Origin of the sequence: Mesorhizobium sp. dw_380 (genome assembly GCF_018588885.1) — a bacterium.
Classification (GTDB): Bacteria; Pseudomonadota; Alphaproteobacteria; order Rhizobiales; family Rhizobiaceae; genus Mesorhizobium.
Genome location: NZ_JAFFIW010000047.1, coordinates 15,501 through 38,685, shown reverse-complemented (window position 1 = coordinate 38,685; position 23,185 = coordinate 15,501). Strand labels below are relative to the sequence as shown.

Here is a 23,185-nt window from a genome sequence, read left to right as displayed (position 1 = left end):
GGCAAAGGTAGAAATTCTCTCGCTCGTCGGGCGGCTCGCCGCCATGCCGTTGCCTGAAATTCGAGGTCCGAACTCGGAAAGCTTCGTTGGCCACGGAACTTCCAATTTGTCTAAAATGTTCCGGAACCATTTAGCGCATGCTAAATTGAATCGCGGTTTTGCGAGTCAGTGCATGCGTCTGAAGTTCATCAAGCCCATGGAGCCCGAGCTCGTCGACACGCCACCGCAGAGCAATGACTGGCTGCATGAGATCAAATTCGATGGCTACCGCACCCAGGTCATCAAGGATGAGGACGGAATCCGCCTGATCACCAAGAACGGGTACGACTGGCCCGGCCGCTATGCCCAGCTTGCCGGGGAAGCGGCGGCCATCGAGGCGGAGAACTTCATCATTGACGGCGAGGCGATCAGCTCAAATGAGGCGGGCCTCTCCGATTTCCACAGGCTGCAGTCAGCCGTCACCAGCCGCGCTGTCGCGCGACCTGTACCTGGTGGCATTCGACCTCCTGCACTGAACGGACACGATCTTCGCAATATGCCGGTGGAGGACCGCCGGGAGATCCTTCAGGATCTGATCCCGACCGGCGGCCACATCCAGTTCAGCGAAGCGATGCCGGGCACGGGCGACGCTGTCTACCGTCTTGTCGACAAGGCTGGGCTTGAAGGTATGGTCTCGAACCGCAAGGAAAGCGCCTACCGCAGTGGCCCGACAATGAACTGGCGCAAGATCAAGTGCTATGCCGAAAAGGAAATGGACATCATTGGCGTGCAGCGCGAGGCGGGCAAGCCTGCCATGGTGCTCATGGCTGACAAGGGCCACTATACCGGCGGCGCCATCGTCACCTTCAAGGCCGACAAGCGCCAGCGCCTATGGGATCGCGTGCAAGGCAAGGTCGGCGGGCCGGCGCCGGTAGGACTGAAGAGCAACAAGGCCGCGAATGGCTGAAGCCTGGTTTGGCGGTCGCGTGCGGTTCCTGACCTTCGGAGGGGCACTCGTTGAACGCCGTCGAGATCGAGGAAACCATTACGGCTCTTGCAGAGCAGGCGTTTGATCCGACCGAGTTCCCGTAGGCTTTCCTGCAAGCGTTCGGGAACAAGGAAACGACGATCAAGAAGCTGCGGGCGGGCGCGTCGAACAAGTCTGATCTGGGCGGCGTGCTTCAGACCAGCAACATCCATGTCGCCGTCGCCGCTCCTGGCGAAGTCATGGCAACTCTCGACGCCCTGAAAGCCAGCCCGGCGACGGCTAGGGCAAAGGCGAAATTCGTGCTGGCCACGGATGGCGACACTCTTGAAGCCGAAGATTTGACGAACGGCGAAACCGTCGCCTGCGCCTATGCGGACTTCCCGAACTACTTCGGCTTCTTTCTCCAGCTTGCTGGCATCACAACTGTCAAACAGGTCCGCGAAAGCTCATTCGATATCCGGGCCACCGGCCGGTTAAACCGGCTGTATCGAACACTGCTGGAAGAAAACCCTGATTGGGATGCCGCCGAACGCCGCCCCGAACCATTTCATGGCGCGGCTGATTTTCTGCTTCTTTGCGAAGACACCGACATCTTCAACGGTACTAGCCTGTTCCTAGTGTCCCGACCCGTGTCGGCCATCCATTGTATTCCAAGAGGATTAGGCCATCAGATGGTGCTGGATGCCGTAGGTCCGGTAGGCCGGCATGGCCCGTTTTCAACGCTCACCGCCGCGCCGGCCTCTACGTCTCCGAAGGGCGAGGCCATCGCAATAGGCGGCTTCCTTACGGACGACCCTTCGTTTCAGGTCCTGGCATTCAGGAGGCCAACCGTGTCAATTGCGTACCCATGTCAAGATGTTCAGCACGCGCGCCCCACGCCTCAGCCGGCCTTCCGGTGAACACGTTGAGCCCCGTCCAGGTGCCGTCTGGGTCTTGCCTTAGGTCATACCTCAACCGGCCCATGCAGGCTAATTTGGGGTTCCCTTATGAGCCTCTTCAATAGCATCGAGCAACGAGGCGAGTGGGGCGGCAGCTCAGATTCAGCCTCCAAACCGAAGACCTTCCGAACGTGACGTCGGTTGTCCCCGTTTCGTACTTCGCCATTAGGAGTCCCTGAGAATCCTTCCTGGCCGCGTAAAGCGCCGAGCGAGGTTGCACCGATAACAAGCAACATCGGTGGAATGAAGAAAACCAGGATGAGGCAGCCGAAGAGTCCGAACCAGGAAAAGAATGGCAAGGTCAGGCGCTGTTCGCGAGAAAGCTGGAGCGCAGCGAAGTGGGTGACAGCGAATCAAACCAAAAGATAGAGACTCGCGAGCGGCAGGATCTGTCGCAAGTCGAAGAACAGCACCAAAACGAACGTCACGGCGCCGATTGCCAGTACAGCATGTCGAGGAACATTGAAGCTCGGATGCAACTCGCCGAGCCAGCGAGGCATTTCGTGCGCTTCGCCCATGGCCAGCCCCACTCGTGAAGCACTGAGCAGGTCACTGATCAATTCATCAAGTGATGCGAGCCAAGCGGCGGCCAAGATGACCCGTCCGCCCCAGCTGCCAATGGCGCGCTTAGCAGCCTTGAACAACGGCACGTCGTCCCTGCCCAGCTCGGCGCTGCCGAGTACGCCAAGAGGTACTCTGCAACGGCATAGAATACCGCGGCAATCGCGATGCCGCCGGCGATCGAGAATGGGATTATTCGTCGAGGATCCTTCATTTCGCTGGCCATTATTGTCGCTTTCGATGAAATCCACCGTGGAATTCAACTGCGACCTGCCTTTCACGGGGACGGGCGAAACACGAGAATAGCAGCCTGCGATTCGACCCCTCCGGCACGCGCCGCGACAAAGAGCCTGTCCAGTTCAGGTACAAAGAGAGATGTCCTGGCTCCGGCGGATGTTCGAACGCGGCCAATCGTGCGGAGCCCATTCGCGTCGCGCTCAATGACATCGATAGCGCCATCGCCACAGCTCACGTAAAGGCGCTCCCGTTTGCCGTCGAAAAAGACATCGTCGGCATCGCCGCAGGTATCGACGCTCTGCTCTGCCGAACCCGTTTTGGGATTAAGCAGCACCAGTTTCGGCGGGCTGCGGAAAACAACAGCGAGTGGCCCGCCCGAGTCGGCAAGCGCCAGGGGAAAATTCCCGCCAAGACTGGCGAATTTCCAGGTAGAGACCTGTTTGGCGGATTGAAGATCCACGACCGCAATCTGACGTCCGTCCGGCACGTTGACGAAGGCACGGTTCGGCTTCGGGTCGATTTCGAAGCCTTCCGGATGTCCGGCCAGTTTGATTTCGCCCACTAGGGATCGAGTGGTCTCGTCGATCACTGCCAGTCCACCATTGCCGTAGCCAACGAACACTCTGCCTGTGACCAGGTCGATCCGGACATTGTCGGCGTCATCGCCCAACACAACAGTTCCTAGGGGGCCCAGATCGGCGGCCCGAAAGAATCGCACTGTGCCGTCCCCTGCATTGGCGACGACTATCGAATCGCTATCGCTCAGATAGGCGATTCCTTGCGGCTCTTTCAGGTTCTCGATCCTGCCAGTGGCCTTGCCGGCCTCCAGATCGATCACATCGACGCTGTCGTTACCGAGTTCGGCGACGAACAGGCGGTCCCCAGCAACATCGACGGCGATGTGGTCGATGCGGCCGCGAACGCTTTCGAGCGGGATGGTTTGCACCTGCGCCAGGGGCGCGTCCGCCGCCTGGCAGGTGCCGGTTGCCACGCCGATCATCCCTGCAAGCGCAACAGCCACCGTAGCCGCGTGCATCGCATCTCCTAAAGATTTGCGATTGCCGTCATTCTTGGGGTCTTGCGGAAACATCACCGCTCCCTTGCCAAGCTGTGCCGGGCGGCGCTTGGTCATCGCTGATCATGATGACGCTGCCCTGGTACTGCTGGCGCCGCATCATTTCGGCCGCCGCGAAGCCAGCCGCGCCGCCGCCGACAATGACGATCTTGTCGGGCATCTGGCCAGCGCTTCCGTCACGTGGCTGCGGCGCCGTCCGCTTGAGTTTCTCGCCCACGAATATCTGGCCATCCTGCTGTTCCACCGACCAGCAAGCGAGTGGATTGAAGGCAGGCGCTCGCACGGCCTCGCCTGTGCGTAATCGAAGCAAGCGTGATGCCACGGGCACCGAATGGTATCCGCCACCACAAGACCGTCACCGAGAGGCCCGCCGTAATGTGTGCAAGTCGCGTCGATGGCGAAGACCTCGGCCCCGCGGCGCACCAGCAACACCTGCTCGTCGCCGCAATGGCCGACAACCTTTCTGCCATCGGGAAGCTCGGACAACGCGATGCCTTGGACCAGATCCGGGCCCTCACATGATCTTCAGCCATTTTCTTCTTCCTCGGCGATCCCGTCAAAATCGCTGATACATCGAAGCGGCAATCCCGATGCATCGGAATACCTTTGCCTGGCCAGCGCGCCCTCCGATTCACGGCACTGCTTGCACCAATGGCTAGGTTGTCTTCACACTGCAGTTTCTCGCCGTCGTTGCTGTCATGCAAACGAATTTAGTCGGTAGTTGGATGCAATTTTTCTGGAGGGCGATTTCCCCATGTGCGAATCGCACGATTTACCGTGAAATGGAAAATTTCAGCTGGCTAGGGCTTGCGGTTCGAAACACGGCAGCCAGTTTTGAAGAAGGAGATGCTAATGACCAAAGTTCGCGCCCTCGTTCTTGAACGCCAGCACGATCTTAAGCTGCGTGACATAGACCTGCCGCAGGCCGTCGGCCAGGGCCAGGTCCGGATCAAGATCCACACCGTCGGGGTTTGCGGCTCGGACGTCCACTACTATACCCACGGCCGTATTGGCCCCTTTGTGGTCGAAGCACCTATGGTTCTGGGCCATGAAGCCGCCGGGACAATTGTCGAAATAGGCGAAGGCGTCGAGCATCTAGAGGTCGGCGACCGCGTTTGCATGGAGCCGGGCATCCCCGACCCGAATTCGCGGGCGAGCCGGCTTGGCCTCTACAACATAGATCCTGCCGTAAGGTTCTGGGCAACGCCGCCTGTCCACGGGGTGCTGACGGCCCATGTCGTCCATCCCGCCAACTACACCTTCAAGCTATCCGACAATATCAGCTTCGGTGAAGGCGCGATGGTGGAGCCTTTCGCCGTGGGGATGCAGGCGGCGACCAAAGCGAAAATCACCCCCGGCGATACAGCTGTCGTGCTCGGCGCCGGACCAATTGGCACCATGGTCGCAATCGCTGCCCTTGCTGGGGGCTGTTCGCGCGCAATCGTCGCAGATTTCGCGCAACCCAAGCTCGAAATTGCCGCCGGCTACCAGGGGGTGATCCCGGTCAATCTTCGAGAAAAGGACCTGACGAGGGAGGTCAAGCACCTGACCGACGGCTGGGGCGCCGACGTGGTGTTCGAATGCTCCGGCTCGCCCAAAGCGTGGGAAAAGCTTCTTGATCTGCTGCGGCCCGGTGGCGCGGTGGTTGTCGTCGGCCTGCCGGTGGCGCCGGTGCCATTCGACATCGCGACCGCTTCAACCAAGGAAGTCCGCATCGAGACTGTGTTCCGCTATGCACACCAATATGAGCGGGCGATTGCTTTTATGGGGTCGGGCCGAGTCGACTTAAAGCCGCTCATTTCGGCGACCTTTGCCTTCGAGGACTCAATCGCAGCCTTCGACCGCGCGGTCGAAGGCCGGCCGGCCGACGTGAAGCTTCAGATCACCCTACCGGATTAATGTGAGACTGGCTGCTCTCAAATCTTGTTGATGCGTCGCGCGTTTGTCACGCGCTTCGCGGAGTAGACGGGCGACGGTATTGGGCCTGCATGGCTGCAGCGGCCGGAGGATGCGGGTTTCTCGGTATCCGCAGACATTCTTGCCGTTGTTTTTTGAAGAACCGTTCCTGTTCGCACGTGATCGCCAACGTGCGGATCCACTCCACGGGTGCCATCAAACCCTATCTTGACAAATCGACGGCCGTCCCACACGTTACCTTAACAAAAGACACAACAAACTTACAAAAGTTCAAGTCCGCACGATCTGGCCGGTAGGGAGAAGGCCGATGCATCTCTGTTATCCAGCGGAGATTTGCGCGTGAGCACGGCGACTTTCACGCGAAAGAGGTCCGGATGGGCCCTGCCCCGGTTCATGACGGCCGAGCATCCATTTCCCTGGCTCGCGCCGATCACCGTGATGCTTCTTGTGTTCGGCATCTATCCCCTCGCCTATTCGGTCTGGTTGTCCTTTCACAAACGCAATGTCGTATCCCGGCAGCTTGATTTTGCCGGATTCCACCAGTGGGCACGCGCATTTTCGGATACGCGCATGTGGCATGCGTTGGAAACGACGCTGATCTATACATTCATCGCGCTTGCAGTTCAGCTTGCACTCGGCATCCTCATCGCCCTTCTGCTTGACACCGATCGTAAGGGGTACGGGATCCTGCGGGCGCTGATGACGCTGCCGCTGGTCGTGCCACCCGCGGTGACCGGAATGATGTTCCTACTGATGCAGGACGGCTCGTTCGGTGTCCTGTCGTTCTATGTCTATGCCCTCAACCTGATCTCGCCGGCACAGCCGATTCTGACCCAGCCGGTAACCGCACTGCTGGCGATCCTGCTGGCGGACATATGGCAATGGACGCCGTTCATGGTGCTCATCATCCTGGCAGGCCTACGGGCGCTGCCGAAGGAGCCTTTCGAAGCGGCGGCGATCGATGGAGCCAACGGGATCCAGACATTCTTGCGACTTACATTGCCGATGCTGCGCAAGGTGATTGCTGTCGCGGTGCTGATCCGCGGCGTCGATCTTTTTCGAATCTACGACTATGTCTACATCATCACTGCCGGCGGGCCGGGTACGGCCACCGAGACGCTCTCGTTCTACGCGGGCCGCATCTATTTCACGGGAGACTTTCCCTACGCCGCGACCTTGTCGCTGATCGTGCTCGTCGTCCTCATCGGAGTGTCGAACCTTTTCGTCAAGCTTTTCAAGGTGAGGTTCTGATGGAACCCTCCCGCGCCCAGATGATCGCACGTGACCTGCTCGCCGTGCTGGTGGTCGCGATCTTCATGTTCCCGATCGCCTGGTGGGCGCTGTCCTCTATCAAACCCTATTCGGCGATCTTCGACCGCAGTGGACCGGTCTATACCGGTTTCAAACCGACGCCGGACAATTATCGCGTGACGCTGCTCGGCGTCTCGCGGGTGGAAATCGGCATGGAACAGGGGGGCGAGGCGGCAGGGGTAATCAAGGGGGGCGCCAATTCCTACGATTCCCGCCAGTCGTTGCTCGACAGCGCGATCATAGCGGTCGGGTCGACGGCACTGACACTGCTCCTGGCGACGCTGGCTGCCTATTGTCTGTCGCGAATGCATTTTAGCGGGCAGCAGTCGTTCCTGTTCTGGATCCTCTCGCAACGCTTCATGCCGCCTATCGCGATCGTCATACCGATCGTTTTCATGTTCCGGGACCTTGGCCTGCGCGATACTTACACTGGGCTCATCCTCGTCCATAGCTTGATCAATCTGCCGCTGGCGGTTTTGCTTTTGAAGTCGTTCTTCGACGATGTTCCACGCGAGGTCGACGAGGCGGCACTGATTGACGGTGCGACGCGATGGCAGACGTTCGCACGCGTGGTCCTTCCTATGGTGAAGGGCGGCGTCGCCGCAACCGCCGTACTATGTTTCATCTTTTCCTGGACCGAGTTCCTGCTCTCACTGTTCCTGACGACGTCGATCCGCACTGTCCCGGTGAAGATCTCGACGTTTGTGACTTCGACGGCGACCGAATGGGGCTACATCACAGCACTCGGCACGTCTGCGATCATACCGAGCTTCATCTTTATCCTGCTGGTTCAACGACATCTGGTCCGCGGCCTCACCCTTGGATCTCTCAAGGAGTAAGGCCTGGACGAGAAGAACGACGACAACGCAACGGAGGAACGATCATGAGCTTCAGAGACCACGACAAGAAGACATTCGTCGCCGATACCTGCAACGACTTTACGGCGCGTCGAATAACCAAACGCGACTTTATGAGGAAAATGGCGCTGGCAGGCGTTGGCTTTTCCGCCTTCGGATCGGCTATGTTGAGTGGCGGCCGCCCCAATCGGGGGATGCTGGGTCTTGGGATCGAGGAGGCTCGAGCCCAGGACACGGACATGCTGAAGTGGCTGGCTGATGTCGGTAAGCCATATGCCGGCACGAAAATTCGCTACACCTCGGAAGCAACGCCGCCCACGATTGTCGCCAACCAACTTGTCGCGGGCGAATTCACCAAGGCAACCGGCATTGAGGTCGAGGTCGAGATCGTGCCGCTAGAGCAGGTACTCGCAAAGGCCACGCAGGACGTGCAAGGCCAACTAGGCACCTATGATGTCTACTATCTCGACCAGTCCTGGATGGCGACATTTGCACAGGATGTCATCGATCCACGCGAGTATTACGACAAGAACAAAGCACTGGCGATGCCCAACTTCGACTGGGACGATTTTTCCAAGCCGCTGGTCGACGGTATCGCCATGTACAATGGCAAGCAATGCGGAATTCCCTTCGATATTCCCATCTTCATCTTGATGTATCGCAAGGACCTTTTCGACAAGCATAACATCGCTTTGCCGACAGACCTTGACGCCTATATCAAAGCCGTGCAGGCGCTGACCGAGGCGGAAAAGGGCAATGGCATCTTTGGCACAGCATGCCAGGCGAAGTCCGGCCACTATTCGCTCGAATGCGACTGGACCTTCGCACTTTGGGGTCATGGCGGTTCGATCTTCAACAAGGACAAGAAATTCGTCGGCAACGATGAGCGCGGCGTGGCCGGGCTGAAATTCTATCAGGAACTAGTCAAGAACTCGCCACCATCGGCAACGACATGGACCTGGGATGGACAGGGGCAGGCCCTGACACAGGGGCAGGCCGCAATGGCCATCACCTGGGGTGAGGATTTCCCCGGTTTCGATGCCAACGATTCCAAGGTCAAAGGCCTGTTCGAGGCTTTGCCAGCGCCCAGGGAGGTTCCCGGCCGCCGCGCCGTCGCGGATTGCGGCTTCAACGAAATCCCGGCCGTCGGTCACCAGGGTGGCTCGACGATTTCCCTGTCGGAATATTCCAAGAACAAGGAAGCGGCTTGGTTGTTCATGCAGTGGGTCTGCTCGAAGGACGTGATGGCGCGCGTCTCGACGCTCGGCGGCGGCGCCTCGCCGATGCGCAATTCCTCCTTCACGGATCCTCGGGTGAAGGCGAAGGCCGTCGTTGGACCAGGAACGACACGCCATTTCGACGCGATCAAATATACAATTGACAATCAAATGGGGTCCGAGCCGGACATGCCCATCTGGGCGGATTTATCGAACAATGACATTCCGGTCGAACTCGGCAAGCTGCTGACTGGCCAAGAGTATGGCGGCGACGCCAAGGCATGCCTCGATGCCATCGCCGGCATTGTCGACGGCAAGGTCAAGGACGCCGGGCTTTAACGGCGTATTTGGGGTATTTCGGCGATGGCGGTTTCGGCCGCCCTCGCCCTTGGCAATGTGGCGGCAATGGCTCCGGACCTCGTCATCGGCATCGATTCCTCGACCTCGGCAACCAAGGCAATTGCCTGGGATCGCAATGGACGCGTCGTGGCGGAGGGTCGCGCGCCGATAGCGATGTCCAACCCGCGCGCGGGGTATTTCGAGCAGGATCCGGCAGAGTGGTGGGCCTCGACGGTCACAGCGCTGCGCACTGTCACTGCAACAGTTTCGCCAACGCGCATTGCCGCCCTTGCCATTTCCAACCAGCGCGAGACCTTCGGCCTTTTCGACGAACAGGGCGAAGCGCTCCGGCCCGCGACACTCTGGCTGGACGAGCGGGCTCGCCAGAAAGCACGCCGCTTCGGCGAGACCTTCGGCGCGGCACGCGTCCACGCAATATCCGGCAAGCCGCTGGACGTCATCCCTTGCCTTTATCGCATGATCTGGTTTCGCGAGGAGCAGCCCGAGATCTTTGCCCGGGTGGAACGAATGGCCGAAGTCCACGGCTATCTCGTTTTTCGCCTGAGCGGCCGATGGATCACGTCCACTGCCTCGGCGGACCCGATGGGTGTGCTCGACATGCGCGCACTCGACTGGTCGAACGAGATACTGGAGGCGGCAGGCGTCGCCCGGCATGTGATGCTGGACTTGGCTCGGCCTGGGATCGTCCTGGGCCAGGTTACTCAGGAAGCCGCCACGCTGACTGGCTTGCGGGAGGGCACGCCGATCGTGGCCGGTGGTGGCGACGGTCAATGCGCCGGAACGGGCGCCGGTGTGTTGCAGCCGCGAAGCGCTTATATCAACCTTGGCACAGCGGTCGTCTCGGGAAGTTTCGGCACCGACTACGTCTGTGATCCGGCTTTCCGGACCGAAAATGCCATCGCGGAGGATGGCTACATATACGAGACGTGTCTGCGAGCCGGCACTTTCCTCGTCGACTGGATGGCGCGCGAAATGCTTGGCGTCGATCTGCATGGCTGCAACGGGGACCTGGAGGCGCTTGAGGCCGAGGCCGCAGCCAGCCCGATCGGCGCCGGCGGCATAATGCTCTTGCCCTACTGGCAAGGCGTCATGGATCCCCACTGGAACAGCGGCGCCCGCGGTGTGATTGCCGGGCTTTCCGGCTCGAGCCGCCGCGGTGACATCCATCGCGCGGTGCTGGAGGGCATAGCGCTCCATCAGGCAGCTACAAGTCAGCGGGCCGCTGCCGCCGCCAACCAGGACATCGACTACTTTATAGCGATCGGCGGAGGAGCGAAGTCTGACCTGTGGATGCAGATTCTGGCGGATGCACTCAATCGTCCCGTAAAGCGTTCGAGGACTGTGGAAGCCTCCTCGCTCGGCGCGGCAATGGCAGCGGCAAAGGGGGTGGGCTGGTTTTCCAGCATCACCGAAGCCTCGCTTGCAATGGCCAGCGAGCCCGCCAAATCCTTCGAACCCGATGCAGGCCATGCCGGCCGGTATGCCGAACTCCTTGCAATTCACGCCGATCTTTGGCCAACGATTTCGGCCTGGAACCAGCGACTGGCGGCTTACACGGAGGCTGACCGTGGCTGAGAGGATCAACTGGAATGCCTTGATCGAGGATGTTGTCGCAGGACGCTGGAAGGATTCTGAGACCGGCGCTGCCGCTGACCTGCCCTTCCAGACGATCGAATTGCTTGAGACGACTGAGGGCCGCGAGGCAGATCTCATCGCGCCTCTGAGGCTGGGCAGCCGGATTGCTGTCGTGTCCGATGTCAACACTTTCGAAGTAATGGGCCGACGCGTCGCTAAGGCGCTGCGCACTGTCGCCGATATTGACGAAATCGTGCTGCCCGACGGCCTCGACTGCGAAGAAACGACGGTCGAGTTGGTCAGGGAGAAAACGCGTTATGCCGACGGCATCGTTGCCGTCGGGTCCGGAGTCCTCAACGACAGCTGCAAGCACGCAACCTTCCTCGACGGCCGGCCTTATGCGGTCTTTGGAACCGCAGCGTCGATGAATGGCTACGGTGCCTCGACAGCGTCGGTGACCTTGGCTTCGGGGCTCAAGATCTCGCTGCCCTCGCACGCCCCGCGCGGTATCTTCCTGGACCTTGGTGTGTCGGCGGCGGCGCCCAGCTGGCTCAGTGCTGCTGGCCTTGGCGACAGCCTCTGCCGGTCCACTGCGCAGCTCGACTGGTGGGCTTCGCATCGGCTTTTCGGGACCTACTACTCCGACGTGCCGTATCGGCTGCAGGCCGGCGACGAGGAGCCGATGCTGGCCCACGCGTCGGGCCTCGCGTCCCATGATGTCACCGCCGTCGGGCATCTGCAGCGCGTCTTGACGCTGTGCTCGATGGGAGTTTGCTTCGCCGGCGTTTCGCACCCCGGCTCCATGGGGGAGCACCAAATTTCCCATTGGGTCGACATGTTCGCGCGGGAGCATCATCCCGGTACCACCCACGGTCAGCAGGTTGGCGTGGCGTCGCTGGTCATGGCACGTATGCAAGCGATGCTGCTGGACATGGAAGAGCCGCCTCGGGCAAAGCCGACGCTCATCGATGAGGCGGCGATGCTGGGACGCTACGGTGCGCAACTTGGACCGCTGTGCATAGCCGAAATGAGGAAGACAGCACTCGACCACAGAGCGACAGAAGCTTTCAATCGGAAGCTCGAGGAAATCTGGCCGGCTCTGCGCCGGGAGCTTCGGCCGATGGCTATGCCGGTCGGCCGCATGGAGGCAGCGCTCAAGGCTGCTGGAGGCCCGGTCACCGGCACCGAGTTAGGCTTGCCCCGAGAGCTTTGGCACGACGCCATTCGCTATTCGCGAGAAATCCGCGGCCGCTGGTCCTTTGTCAATTTGGCGGCCGATGCAGGTCTCCTGGAAGAATTTCTGCAGAGCGAATGGTGAGACCCATTTTTATCCTCCCAGTGGCTCGCATGGCGAGTGGAAACGCAGCAGCAAGCATTGAAGGGTAGCGATTTATGGCGTCTGTGACCATCAACAACATAAAGAAGGACTATGGCGCCGTAGAGGTGATCCATGGACTCGACCTTTCGATCGGAGATGGCCAGTTCGTCGTCCTGTTAGGCCCCTCAGGATGCGGTAAGTCCACACTGCTGCGCATGATTGCCGGTCTTGAACCCATCACATCCGGTCGCATCGCCATAGGCGACCATGTCGTCAACACCCTTCATCCCAAGGATCGCAATATTGCAATGGTTTTCCAGAATTACGCGCTTTATGCGCACATGACGGTTTTCGACAACATGGCCTTTTCCATGCAGTTGAAGAAACGCCCTAAGGAAGAGATCAAACAGAAGGTGGCGTGGGCCGCGTCAGTTCTCAATCTGACTCCCTACCTGGAACGGTATCCCCGCCAGCTTTCGGGCGGTCAGCGGCAGCGTGTTGCCATGGGCCGCGCAATCGTGCGCGATCCAACCGTGTTCCTGTTCGACGAACCGCTGTCCAACCTCGATGCCAAACTGCGCGTGCAGATGCGGACCGAAATTAAGGAACTCCACCAGCGGCTGAAGACCACGACAGTATACGTCACGCACGACCAGATCGAGGCGATGACCATGGCCGACGTGATCGTAATCATGCGAGACGGCTACATCGAGCAGATCGGGCGCCCGCTCGACGTCTACGATCGCCCGGAAAATCTCTTTGTCGCCTCGTTCATCGGCTCGCCTGCAATGAATATGTTTCATGGCGAGGTGGCCACCGACGGCGATGCAGGCGTGGTGCGGATCGGTGACTTGGCCCTGCCGCTACCGCCGAAGGCCGCCGTCCGTCCGGGCCAAAAGGTGGTCTATGGCGTCCGCCCCGAGCATCTTCGACCTGTGACGGACGGGAGCGGCATCCCGGCGACCGTCACCGTTGTCGAGCCGACTGGTCCTGAAATCCATATCTTCGCCAGCGTGGGCAGCATCGCAGTCTGCTCGGTACTGCACCAGCGAATGGAGCTCTCTCCAGGGGCTCGAATCCATCTGGAGCCCGCGCCAGACCAAATTCATCTGTTTGACCAAGGCAGTGGCGAACGGCTGGACAAGGGAAGAAACTAAATGGCGCACATCGTCATCCTCGGTGCCGGCGTCATGGGCTCTGCCATGACGCTTCCGGCCGCTCACGCGGATAACCGCATCAGCCTCGTCGGGACCCATCTTGATGAGGAGATCGTTGCGTCTGTGGTCAGCACAGGCCACCATCCGCGTCTCAACGTCACTCTGCCTGCCGCGGTTGCCGCCTACCCGTGGACTGAATTCGTTGACGCCATGAGCGACGGACCCGACCTACTTGTGCTCGGTGTCTCGTCGGCCGGCGTTCCCTGGGCGATCGACCGTATCGCCGAGAGCGTCAGGTCGCCCGTGCCGATTTTGATGGTCACAAAGGGTCTCGCCGCGGGAGACGACGGCATCGAGATCCTGCCGCACGTGGTTGCCCGCGAAATTCAACGGCGCACCGCCTTGTCGATGCCGATGATGGCTGTCGGCGGACCGTGTATTGCCGGAGAACTGGCGGCGCAGCGCGATACGTCTGTGATCGTGGCAGGGCAAAATGCCGACAGTATTGCTGCGGCATCTCGCCTCCTGCGAACCCCATTCTATCATGTGCGGCCGTCATTCGATCTCGCCGGTGTTGAAATCTGCGCTGCTTTCAAGAATTTCTACACGCTCGCCGTTGGGGCTCCAGTCGGGCTGCTTGAGCGCGACAACAAGGCGCCGAATGGCGCGCTCATGCACAATCTGGCCTCGTCCCTTTTCTCGCAGTCCCTCGAAGAAATGGCGATCCTGGTCGAGGCCCTGGGCGGAAGAATTGAGACAGTGCGCGGATTGGCGGGTTCCGGCGACCTTTATGTGACCTGCCAGGCTGGCCGCAACGGTCGCATGGGACGCTTGCTTGGCCGCGGTTTGCCTTATTCCGTGGCAAAGCGCGACCATATGAGTTCGGATACGGTCGAGGGGGCGCAGCTGGCGCTGGATCTTGGCCCAACACTGGAGAAAATGATGGGCCGTGGCGTACTTCCTCGCGATCGCCTGCCGCTGACGGCCGCCATAGTCGAAGCAATTTGCCATGACGCTCCGCTGGTATTGTCTTTCGACAGTTTTCACCGTGAGTAGGCGAATACATAAAGCGCTTCAGGTCGATGACACGGCTCCGCCGAGCCGCCCGGCTGCCGTAGCGCCCCGTGTGGAGATGACTTTCTAATGGAGAAACCACCACGAAAGAAACGCGACGGTCGCCAAACCCTCGCTAATTCCGTCAGCGTCGATCGCGAGGAAGGGCTCCTCGTCCGGGCCGCCTGGCTTGCCTATGTGGGTGACCTGACACAGGCGCAGATCGCCAAGTCTCTCGGTCTAACCCGCCTTCGCGTCAACCGGATGCTGGCGCTTGCCCGCGAGCGGGGAATAGTTCAGATTCGCATCAATTCCAAAGTAGCCAACTGCATAGACCTAGAGCACCGGCTGCGGGACGTCTATGGCGTCTCTGATCCAATCGTGGTCCCAACGCCTCCCGACCCCGCTCTGATACCGCAGGTCATTGCAGCCGCGGCGGGCGAAGCTCTATCAGCTAGAATCCGGGACGGAATGTCGGTCGGCGTGGGATGGGGGCGGACGCTCCAGCTTAGCCTCCGGTCTGTGACAGTGCGCCCGGTGAAAGGAATGTCGATCGTTTCTTTGCTCGGCGGGCTGACGCGCGGGTCGGCCATCAACATTTATGATATGGCATCTCGGCTCGCGGCGCTGTTCGATGCCGAATGTTTCTACATCGCGGCTCCGGTGTTCACGGATACCGAGGCCACGCGCGATCTGCTCATGCGCCAGTCCATTCTGGAAGATGCCTTCACACATGCCCGCGCTGTCGGCGCCGCTTTTGTTTCAGTTGGCGCAGTGCACAAGGACGCCACGATTTTTCGCATCGGGCTGGTGGGCGAGGATGACCTCACGTCGCTCCAACAGGCCGGCGCCGTTGGCGACATCTGCGGCCACTGGATCGACGCGGACGGGCAGCTCGTTGATCACCCGCTCAATCGCCGCGTTATCGGCCTCGCGCCTCAAAACTTGCGTGACATCGATACGGTGATCTTGCCTTCGGGTGGACTCGAAAAAGTTCCGGTGCTGCGGGCCGTATTGCGTCTTGGTGTCGTTGATGTCCTGATCACCGACGAAAAGACTGCTGAATCGATCCTTGCAGAAAAATCCTAGAGAGGATTGAACTCTGATCCACTTCAATAAAATCAACGACTTATGGTTTGTTTTGTAACATTGTGACGGACCAAGAAATGACCAACCAATCGGCTCGCCGTGGCGCTGCGCCACAGACCTATTGAGCTTTTTCCTTACGAAGCGCGCGGTTCTGTTTGTTCGCTCCAAGAGCGTTTCCGATCAAGCCTCCAGTAAACACGACGCCTCCAGCCACCCAGGCCCAGATTGCGATAGCAGTGCCAGCTACTGCCAATCCCATGGCCGGGATGAAAAACACAGCCAGGAGCCCAATGAGCAATCCCCCTGCGGTCCAGCGCCGTGTCGTGGTGCTAAGCGCAGCGGAACCCAACCTGCGTATGATGGCCGAATAGCGTTCGTTCATAGTGATGCCCCTTGCCGAAACTCCGACGTGGAACGTAGAGGACAGTCGGCCGGCGTGTCGAGTTAGATCGGGGCCTCGACGGTCTATTTTCTTGCCAGCATGAATGACCTGAATGAACAGGGTGTTCTTCAGCGCGTTGAAAAAGGCCGATTCGCCGATCAGGAGGCCCCAGTTGAAACCGGGCACGACCTCCACGGCACAGTGCGCGCGGCCCGGAAGGAGATCAGGAACGAGCTGCTGCTCGGCCACAGCCAGAAGACCGAGAAGATCAGCAGGTAGGGCGCCAGGAAATGATAGGCCGTGGCGTTCTGATAGCGCATCGCCGCCTTCTTCGCCTCTGGCAGTTCCACAGGCCGCCGGGTTCTTGTTTTCAGATCTCAAAACTGTTGCCGGAGCACTATGTCGCCGCTAGCGCACCCGGAGACCAGAACAACCAGGCAAAGCCGAGCCTCGAGCTCCTCGATAACTGGCTTGCCCAGCGCGGTCTGAATCCGTAGGACACGCCGACGCCCTAAGGAGAATCCCATGTTTAATATCCGTTCACTGAGCGGCGCGATCGTTCTTATTGCGACGGCGACACTTGTGCCGGTTTCGCGAGTGGGAGCTGTGGACGAGGGGGTCTACGATGCCGCGGGGAAATACGCAGGGGCTTATCTTTGCATCCCTGAGGCCGCCGGCGGCGTCCGGTTTGAGGCGCAATCGAAACAGTGGATGGGCGCGATCTTCAACACAGACAAGGGCACCTTCGTCCTCCAAGTCGCGAAGCAGGATGACACCACTATCAATATGTATGGGACGGTGGAAGGCGCGACGGCCTACAGGGTGACCCTAAGGAAGCCAGGGGTCCGGGCGTCGCAATGGTGCCAACCGTTGGAGCCCATCCTCGGTATGGTCGACGACGCGCACGCCAAAAGCGTGTTCATCAACTCTGGCGACTTCAGCTGCTCACCAGGGTTTGAGAACTACCAGTTCAATCTCGACAAGCTGCGGTTTGTAACCGTCGCCGATGAGGGTTACGTCAACGGCCAGGATAACGAGCAAACCGGCACTCCTTCGATCACGGTTGGTAAGTGCACAAAGATTGACTGATTTAGCCAGCCTTCTGCATCGGTGAAGGCATTGCAGGAGAAAGAGCATGATTAGTCGGAACACCAGAGGTGATCGATGATCGAGGGCTTCTTTGTTGGTGCCTATGTCGCCGCGCCGACGTTTGGCGGTATTTGGCGTTTCAAGCAAGGCGACAAGGTGGGCATGTGGTGTTGCGCCTTCATGGCTGTCTCCGGCATTTTTTTTGCTGATCTCGCCACCGGTCCACAATTATTGAGGAGCATGACATGGCGGTTTCGAAGGCGGACCAGGAGCGCAACAACTACGCCTTGCTCTATGGCGCCCAAGCCCGCAAGGACGGCAAGGAGCGCCAAGTGCCGGAATACTGGCAGCCGCACGCCGACGCCTGGCTACAGGGCTTCGACGGCGTTCCTCTCGCCGCTGCCACAAAGAACAAGCCTGTCAGTGACCAGCTGGAGGCGGAACTGGACGAATCTGCAGTAAGGAAGCCTGAATGACGCAATACCGCATAACCGTTACCATCGACATGGAAGCCGACGACCGCACAGGCGGCCAGCCGAGAGACCTGGCTCTTCGAAATGCCGCTCATCCCCATAGCCTTGACCAGGTCGTCAACCGAGCGTGTCGAGATGCCTTGCACATAAGCTTCCTGGATGACGGCGGTCAGCGCCTTCTCGGCCATGCGGCGCGGCTCGAGGAAGCCGGGGAAGTAGGAGCCCTTCCTGAGCTTGGGAATGCGCAACTCGACGGTGCCGGCCCGCGTCTCCCAATCGCGCTCGCGATAGCCGTTGCGCTGGGCCGTGCGCAACGGATTCTTCTCGCCATAGGCGGCGCCGGTGGCGGCCCCAACCTCGAGTTCCATCAGCCGCTCGGCGGCAAAGCCAATCATCTCGCGCAAGAGATCGGAATCTGGAGTCTTCTCCACGAGCGCACGCAGGTTCATCATGTCGTCGGTCATCGATGGTTCCTTCGAATCAGGTTGGTGTCAGCAACCCGACCTTACCGGCGAACTGTCGATGACCACCGCAAAGCCGCTCGCTCGCTACAGCGCTATCGAGGGCGCGCTCGCGAACGGCTTCACTACCGCCGAGCTACACCACGTCCCGGGACGCGACCGAGAGTCGCGGTCTCAGAGCGTTCTATGCCACACGCCAACCGGCGAAAACTCGCCGCTACAGTTGGAGGAAATGGTGGACACCCGCCGGTCTGGCTTCAGACGCCAATCTTTCGCCTCTCATCTGCGATAACCCCTCCCCGCCTCACGCCTTCGCATAGCCGCCATTGCGGTTTCGTCTATTAAGCAGCGATGGCGCGATCGTTCTCGAAGGCGAATGCGCGGGGTGTCGCGACCGCATCTCCGTCGAAGTTGCGCGTGATCTCGACCGCGATCAGGCTGTCGCCCGGAAATGCTGGGCTGAGTTCCAAGGTCAGATAGTCAAACAGCGCGCGCTCGTGCACCGCGATTACCACTTGGCGGTCCATGCCTTTGGAAAGTGAGCGGAGCAGAGCGGCAAACTGGGCGATGTGGACATCGTCCATCGACTGAACAGGGTCATCGAGTATCAACCAAGGCATACGGACCGGAACGGAGAGATGAAGCGCGAGGAAAAGCGTTAAGGCCGCGGTATTGAGATTGCCTTGGCTTAGCATCGCTCCGGGCGAGCCAGATGCCTTGCCTGAACGATGCAGCGTTTCGAGGACAGCCTCGACCTTGCCACCGCCACTGCCTGGAAGACGAAACGCAGGGACAAATTGCTCCGATGGGGCAAGCCTTACGAACAGATCGCGCCATATCTTGTTGAGCGACGTGTTGAACACCTTCTTGACGATGTCGGAGCGCACTTTATCGGCGGCTTCAGAGACCTTCTTCGCACGCCCGCGCGTAACCTCGATTTCCTTGAATGCTGTGTCGAGGGTCTCCAGGCGCGCGAGCGTCTCATCGCGTTCTGATCGCAGGATGCCGATCTGGGCGACGTCGCGGATGCGCAGGTCGAGCTCCGAGCCGGCCTTGATCCTGACAGCGCCGACGCGCTCGGCTTCTGTGACGCGCTCCTCGACGACCCGAAGGGCCTCGGCAAGCGCGAGATCGATGCTGTCAAAGCTGCTGGCGGAGCGTTGCAGCACGGCCTGCACCATGGTCTCGGTCTCAGGGAGCAGCGAGACCGATTGCTCGTCCCGCCGGCGGGCTGTCACCACCCCTTCTCGGGCGGTTGCCGCGTCGGTCATCAACTTGCTTCCCTCTGCGGCGGTTTCCTTCAGGTCGGATAGGCGTTGCGCCAGATCGGTCATCTGGGCCTGGCGCACGGTGAGCTCGGAGAAGTCGTCGGCAGAAAGCTGTGCGTTGGCGGCGCTGAGCAGGTCGCGCTGAGCGGCGGCCAGACGCGAACTCTCTTCGGCCCGTGCTGTCGCCAGCGACTGGAGACGCCCGGCTTCGCTTGTGAGCGATGCGATGCTGGCAGCGACATGGGCCGAAAGCGACCCAGCGTCCATTTCGGCGTAGTTGCGGCTGCAGACCGGACACATATCGCCGTCGATATGCGGAACGATGCCGGCGAGTGCGTTCGCGAGCGTCTTTGCGTCTGCAGCCGCGCCGGAAAGGTCTCGGTTGAGCTCGTCGATCCGGGTGGAAGCGCGTTGCACGGTCGCATTCAAGGTCTCGACCTGTGCACTTGCCGTGGCGTGGGCCGCGAGCAGCCTTCCGCAACGCTCGGCTTCTGCTTGCGCGCGACGGTGCGCCTCTGATCTGCCTTGCTCGGGGCCGTCCTCCAATGAGGGGATGTCGGAGAAATAGGCGCGAACCGCGTTGATCGCGTAATCGAGGGCATCGCCGCTAGTCGACCGCCAGGTGGTGAGCGCCTCGCCCGCTGCCAGATCAGTCCTTTCCCTGCCGGCCTGGTCGCGGCTCAACTCTCGCGACGGGAGCGATCGCCAGCGTTCTTGCAGCCCGCGCAATTCCGAGCGGGTCCGGGTGAGGTCTGTGAGCTGACGATCCCCGTCTCGGGCGGCTCCCAGCCTGGCTTTGAGCTGGCTGAGGTCGGTGGCCTCCGTGACCGCCGGCGACGCGTCGGCGCCGGCGATTGCGGAGAGGATCCCATTGAGGCGAGCGAGCTGTTCGGCGGCCGTCGTCGCCGCGTCATCAATCGCTTTGTCCTTCTGGCGGCGCTCGTCGTCCAGCGAAGCTTTGAGCGCTTCGAGGCGTCGAAACTCCGGCACAAGCTTGCGCACGCGCGCGACGTTGAATGCGTGATCGAGCCCATCGACAAGAGCATCGAGCGGATCGAGGCCGAGCAGTTCCTTGACGAACAAGGTCAGCGGCGACGCCGTTCCCGTTTTTTGGTCGTCATAGATTTCTAGCAGTCGCCCGAGTGTCGCCTGCGGCAGATAGCACCGCTCCGCGAAGAAGCGGGCGTTGTCGGTCTCGAGCAGTGGCCTGGGGAGGAAGGTGTCATCAGAAAAAGCTAGCGTGCCGCCAATGGCCGCTCCCTCGGCGAGAGGAGCGGTTGTGTTCAGCGAGATTGAGCCGCCGCCGGTGTCGAGCGTAGTGAGATACGACTGATATCTCGGCCCCTCAGCCGCAAGATGCGCGATCTTGCCTGTCAGCCCGAGTTCCAGCGCCGACAGCACGCTCGTCTTTCCCATGCCGTTGGTGCCGTGGATCAGCACCACCTGGGCGTCGAGCGGGATGACTACCTTGCCACGAAGGCTGCGAAAATTTTCGACGACGAGGTTCTTCAGCCGAACGCCAGTCATTCCTCGTCTCCTTCATCGCTGATCGCGACATCGACGTGTTTGGTGATCGCGGCAGCAAGCACAGTTTCAACTGCTTCCTTGCCGCCAGATGCTGCGTTGATTAGGTTGTCCATGAGTTCGCCGTTGGCCGACGCCGCCGTAGCGGCGCGCAGGTCGGCTTCCCAATCGAGCAGCATTTCGACGGGAGGCGGCTGGGTCAGCGGCAACAGGGCGGAAAGCCAGTCGCGCACAGCGCTGATCGCGTTGGGTCCAGTTGGTGCGCCGACCGGCAGGACGCGACACACCTTGCTGATAGATTGGACGGTTTCGGTGCGCGGCTGCCCAGAAGTAAGAACCGCCGTTACGGGCCGTTTCGACCGCATCACGTCAAGCGCGCGCGTAAGTGCCATAATCTTTCGGACCACCCCGTCATCGACGGTATCACCCTTGAGTTCGATGACGATGACGAGGTCATTGGCCCGTTCGCCGGCGACGAGCGCATGCGTGAAGTCGAAGGAAATCGAGCCCACTTTGAAAGGCTTCGGAAGCTGGCGGTAGCCGCCCTCCCGAACGAGAATATCGAGGACGCGATCGGTCGTGCTCATAGCCCCACCTCGCCGCGAAACTGGTCACGCAACTCGTTCAGGTCGGTAGCGCTGCCGAGCATCGGACCGAAAGCGACATATCGCGGGCCAAGGGCGCCACTGCGCATAGCGGCGCTCGGACTGCGCTGCTGTCGCTCCGAAACGCGTCCAGAGCAGATCACCACAGCGTCTTCATCCGTCTCATCTATTGCGCCTGCGTCGAGCAAGCTGGTGACGGTGTCGTCGTTTGCGGCGAAAAAGATGCGCGTGCTGGCGTTCGACGAGGTGAGCCGCAGTGCACCAGTTCGCGGATCGGCAGGATCGTCAATCGAACTGACCCAATTCGCTGCCTGTTCCTCCAATCCGATAAGACCCAAGGCCACAGCGGCCTCTCGCTGGCCCGAACTTTTCAGGGCCAGCTTATTCTTCATGCGATGCGTCGGTTCGCCGTCGAGCGGGAAATAGGCCTGCACACCTGCGGCACTAACGCCATTCTGTAATTGGTGGCGTGCGCGAGCGAGCCCAGCCGCTATCGCGCGGGCAAGCGCCGGCCGGTCAGCGTCACCTGCATCGGCCACGCGGTCGCGGAGCGCCCGGATCCCCTCGGCAATCGCCGCCCGGGCCGGTTGGTCGAGATTGGCGGCCTGCGCATCACTGGCAAGGACCTCAAGCTTGGCGGCGAGAACATGGAGAAGCAGCCCCAGCAGTAACGGCTTGGCATAGGCTTGGAGCCGCGCCGCTTCGCAAATCTGGTCGCGATGCGCCTCGTAATCAGCCTCTCCGTAGGCCCCGATGAGGACGTTCTTCTGATCGTCGCCAAGTTCCTGCGCGGAGAACACGATGGGGGTCGGTTGGTCGGTCCATTTCCAGCCTTTCTGGGCATTCATCGAGGCGAAAAGATGCTTTATGTTTTCATCCTGCGCGGACATGCCGATCATGAGCGTTCGGCTGCGTTGAACGAGGGCGCCAAGTTGATCGCGGACGATCTTAAAGGTCTCGTTGCTCTTCCAGCCTGTGATCTGAGCTGTGCGCGCGACAAGTAGAGGGCGATAGGCAGCCTCGTCAGCGATCGCGCGCAGGGCGCATCCGTGAAACTTGTAGAGGATGGCGGCTGCAGCAGGGTTGCGGAGGTCTTCGCCGGTCACGGTGATCCGATAGAAGGTCTCGTCATATCCGAGCTCTTGCATCGCCGCTTCGAGCAAGCCGTCCCAATTGGCGGTTGCCAGTTCAGTCACGACGCCTTCCAGAGCAAGCATGCCGATGGCTAGATGCTCGGCGTCGGCGGGCTGTGCGCCGAAGGTGTGGGGAAAGTCGACGCCCTCCCATAGCAGGTAGTCGAGTCTCTCGCCCGGTATCTCCACCGACAGCACGGCCGAATATTGCTTCCACAGCCTTTTGAGGATGTTCTTCAGGCTGGGCCAGGTCGATGCCTGCTGCGCCATGTCGATCCCGGCGCGTTCGTCTGCGGAGGGAGCCGCCATGTCGATGATCTTCTCGAGCGCCAGGCGATATCCGCAGTTCGCTTCCGCAGTAGCGTGGACACGAAGGAATTCGAGGAGCTTGGCGAGGACACCGTCAAGCCCAACGACCCGATCGCGAGATATGCCAGACCCCAGCCAGAAAGTGTATTCGCCTTGCGAGGCGCCTTTGCTCAGCCCCGCGAATTCGCCGTCGAAGAGCGCGAGTGTTTCCTTGACTGAAATAGAAGCAGCGTCCGGCAAATAGAATCCCCCTCATTACGTGTTCACGATGTTATGCGAACACGCGATATTTAGCCATGTCTTCTTGCG

Annotated in this window: 18 protein-coding genes and 3 pseudogenes; 13 read left to right on the top strand and 8 right to left on the bottom strand. The window is 60.4% G+C overall.

The window, feature by feature from the left end:
• The first annotated feature begins 43 nt into the window (after positions 1-43).
• Together JT360_RS28890 and JT360_RS28885 are read left to right on the top strand one after the other, a co-directional pair.
• On the top strand, positions 44-946 hold the full coding sequence (locus JT360_RS28890; protein WP_214476111.1) for an ATP-dependent DNA ligase: 903 nt from the start codon (positions 44-46) through the stop codon (positions 944-946).
• Positions 947-996: 50 nt separating this feature from the next.
• Positions 997-1,581: pseudogene (locus JT360_RS28885) on the top strand (type IIL restriction-modification enzyme MmeI); the annotation flags it as partial.
• Positions 1,582-2,258: 677 nt separating this feature from the next.
• On the opposite strand, the gene JT360_RS28880 reads toward JT360_RS28885, so the two are convergent.
• Both JT360_RS28880 and JT360_RS28875 read right to left on the bottom strand, forming a co-directional pair.
• On the bottom strand, positions 2,259-2,729 hold the full coding sequence (locus tag JT360_RS28880) for an APC family permease (protein ID WP_214476109.1): 471 nt from the start codon (positions 2,727-2,729) through the stop codon (positions 2,259-2,261).
• 14 nt (positions 2,730-2,743) lie between these two features.
• Complete coding sequence (locus JT360_RS28875; RefSeq protein ID WP_250889146.1) at positions 2,744-3,835, bottom strand: YncE family protein; 1,092 nt, start codon at positions 3,833-3,835, stop codon at positions 2,744-2,746.
• Between JT360_RS28875 and JT360_RS34170 the strand changes: the two genes are divergently transcribed.
• A complete protein-coding gene (locus JT360_RS34170) occupies positions 3,828-4,079 on the top strand; it encodes a hypothetical protein (RefSeq protein ID WP_352128667.1) in 252 nt (83 codons plus the stop codon). The two genes, JT360_RS28875 and JT360_RS34170, sit on opposite strands and share 8 nt — an antisense overlap.
• 17 nt (positions 4,080-4,096) lie before the next feature.
• On the opposite strand, the pseudogene JT360_RS34165 reads toward JT360_RS34170, so the two are convergent.
• Positions 4,097-4,210 (bottom strand): annotated as a pseudogene (locus tag JT360_RS34165) (Rieske 2Fe-2S domain-containing protein); the annotation flags it as partial.
• A 420-nt stretch (positions 4,211-4,630) separates the two neighbouring features.
• Between JT360_RS34165 and JT360_RS28865 the strand changes: the two are divergent.
• From JT360_RS28865 to JT360_RS28825, 9 genes are all read left to right on the top strand, one after another.
• Entirely contained in the window at positions 4,631-5,677 is a 1,047-nt protein-coding gene (locus JT360_RS28865; protein ID WP_214476107.1) for an NAD(P)-dependent alcohol dehydrogenase, read from the top strand.
• A 357-nt stretch (positions 5,678-6,034) separates the two neighbouring features.
• Positions 6,035-6,946, top strand: a complete 912-nt coding sequence (locus JT360_RS28860; RefSeq protein ID WP_352128662.1) for a carbohydrate ABC transporter permease — start codon at positions 6,035-6,037, stop codon at positions 6,944-6,946.
• The gene (locus JT360_RS28855) at positions 6,946-7,845 is read left to right on the top strand and encodes a carbohydrate ABC transporter permease (protein ID WP_250889145.1); all 900 of its coding nucleotides are present in this window, start codon (positions 6,946-6,948) and stop codon (positions 7,843-7,845) included. The genes JT360_RS28860 and JT360_RS28855 overlap by 1 nt, the downstream gene beginning before the upstream one ends.
• A 44-nt stretch (positions 7,846-7,889) precedes the next feature.
• Entirely contained in the window at positions 7,890-9,419 is a 1,530-nt protein-coding gene (locus JT360_RS28850) for an ABC transporter substrate-binding protein (protein WP_214476105.1), read from the top strand.
• Positions 9,420-9,443: 24 nt separating this feature from the next.
• The gene (locus tag JT360_RS28845) at positions 9,444-11,015 is read left to right on the top strand and encodes a xylulokinase (RefSeq protein ID WP_214476103.1); all 1,572 of its coding nucleotides are present in this window, start codon (positions 9,444-9,446) and stop codon (positions 11,013-11,015) included.
• Complete coding sequence (locus JT360_RS28840; protein WP_352128659.1) at positions 11,008-12,333, top strand: iron-containing alcohol dehydrogenase; 1,326 nt, start codon at positions 11,008-11,010, stop codon at positions 12,331-12,333. The genes JT360_RS28845 and JT360_RS28840 overlap by 8 nt, the downstream gene beginning before the upstream one ends.
• Positions 12,334-12,407: 74 nt before the next feature.
• Entirely contained in the window at positions 12,408-13,490 is a 1,083-nt protein-coding gene (locus JT360_RS28835; RefSeq protein ID WP_214476102.1) for an ABC transporter ATP-binding protein, read from the top strand.
• Positions 13,491-14,546: a hypothetical protein gene (locus JT360_RS28830; RefSeq protein WP_284732025.1), complete on the top strand. Its 1,056-nt coding sequence runs from the start codon at positions 13,491-13,493 to the stop codon at positions 14,544-14,546.
• Between the two features lie 87 nt (positions 14,547-14,633).
• Positions 14,634-15,632 carry a sugar-binding transcriptional regulator gene (locus tag JT360_RS28825; protein WP_214476098.1) on the top strand — a complete coding sequence of 333 codons (999 nt, stop codon included), beginning with the start codon at positions 14,634-14,636 and terminating at the stop codon, positions 15,630-15,632.
• A 118-nt stretch (positions 15,633-15,750) separates the two neighbouring features.
• On the opposite strand, the gene JT360_RS34270 is transcribed toward JT360_RS28825, so the two are convergent.
• The gene (locus tag JT360_RS34270) at positions 15,751-16,395 is read right to left on the bottom strand and encodes a hypothetical protein (protein WP_250889144.1); all 645 of its coding nucleotides are present in this window, start codon (positions 16,393-16,395) and stop codon (positions 15,751-15,753) included.
• Positions 16,396-16,539: 144 nt separating this feature from the next.
• Here JT360_RS34270 and JT360_RS28815 point away from each other — a divergent pair, with 144 nt between their 5' ends.
• A complete protein-coding gene (locus JT360_RS28815) occupies positions 16,540-17,103 on the top strand; it encodes a hypothetical protein (RefSeq protein ID WP_214476096.1) in 564 nt (187 codons plus the stop codon).
• A 526-nt stretch (positions 17,104-17,629) separates the two neighbouring features.
• On the opposite strand, the pseudogene JT360_RS28810 reads toward JT360_RS28815, so the two are convergent.
• The 4 genes and pseudogenes from JT360_RS28810 to JT360_RS28795 form a co-directional block, all read right to left on the bottom strand.
• A pseudogene (locus JT360_RS28810) lies at positions 17,630-18,040 on the bottom strand (transposase); the annotation flags it as partial.
• A gap of 338 nt (positions 18,041-18,378) precedes the next feature.
• The gene (locus JT360_RS28805; protein ID WP_214476093.1) at positions 18,379-20,832 is read right to left on the bottom strand and encodes an AAA family ATPase; all 2,454 of its coding nucleotides are present in this window, start codon (positions 20,830-20,832) and stop codon (positions 18,379-18,381) included.
• Entirely contained in the window at positions 20,829-21,416 is a 588-nt protein-coding gene (locus JT360_RS28800; RefSeq protein ID WP_214476090.1) for a hypothetical protein, read from the bottom strand. The genes JT360_RS28805 and JT360_RS28800 overlap by 4 nt, the downstream gene beginning before the upstream one ends.
• Positions 21,413-23,116: an SIR2 family protein gene (locus tag JT360_RS28795; protein WP_214476088.1), complete on the bottom strand. Its 1,704-nt coding sequence runs from the start codon at positions 23,114-23,116 to the stop codon at positions 21,413-21,415. The genes JT360_RS28800 and JT360_RS28795 overlap by 4 nt, the downstream gene beginning before the upstream one ends.
• Positions 23,117-23,185 lie beyond the last annotated feature (69 nt).

Excerpts from the sequence above, each read along its gene's own strand:
- JT360_RS28855 (WP_250889145.1), top strand. The coding sequence starts at position 6,946 with ATGGAACCCTCCCGCGCCCAGATGATCGCACGTGACCTGCTCGCCGTG.
- JT360_RS28805 (WP_214476093.1), bottom strand. The coding sequence starts at position 20,832 with ATGACTGGCGTTCGGCTGAAGAACCTCGTCGTCGAAAATTTTCGCAGC.
- JT360_RS28835 (WP_214476102.1), top strand. The coding sequence starts at position 12,408 with ATGGCGTCTGTGACCATCAACAACATAAAGAAGGACTATGGCGCCGTA.
- JT360_RS28845 (WP_214476103.1), top strand. The coding sequence starts at position 9,444 with ATGGCGGTTTCGGCCGCCCTCGCCCTTGGCAATGTGGCGGCAATGGCT.
- JT360_RS28815 (WP_214476096.1), top strand. The coding sequence starts at position 16,540 with ATGTTTAATATCCGTTCACTGAGCGGCGCGATCGTTCTTATTGCGACG.
- JT360_RS28830 (WP_284732025.1), top strand. The coding sequence starts at position 13,491 with ATGGCGCACATCGTCATCCTCGGTGCCGGCGTCATGGGCTCTGCCATG.
- JT360_RS28875 (WP_250889146.1), bottom strand. The coding sequence starts at position 3,835 with ATGACCAAGCGCCGCCCGGCACAGCTTGGCAAGGGAGCGGTGATGTTT.
- JT360_RS28800 (WP_214476090.1), bottom strand. The coding sequence starts at position 21,416 with ATGAGCACGACCGATCGCGTCCTCGATATTCTCGTTCGGGAGGGCGGC.
- JT360_RS28890 (WP_214476111.1), top strand. The coding sequence starts at position 44 with ATGCCGTTGCCTGAAATTCGAGGTCCGAACTCGGAAAGCTTCGTTGGC.
- JT360_RS28825 (WP_214476098.1), top strand. The coding sequence starts at position 14,634 with ATGGAGAAACCACCACGAAAGAAACGCGACGGTCGCCAAACCCTCGCT.
- JT360_RS28850 (WP_214476105.1), top strand. The coding sequence starts at position 7,890 with ATGAGCTTCAGAGACCACGACAAGAAGACATTCGTCGCCGATACCTGC.
- JT360_RS28865 (WP_214476107.1), top strand. The coding sequence starts at position 4,631 with ATGACCAAAGTTCGCGCCCTCGTTCTTGAACGCCAGCACGATCTTAAG.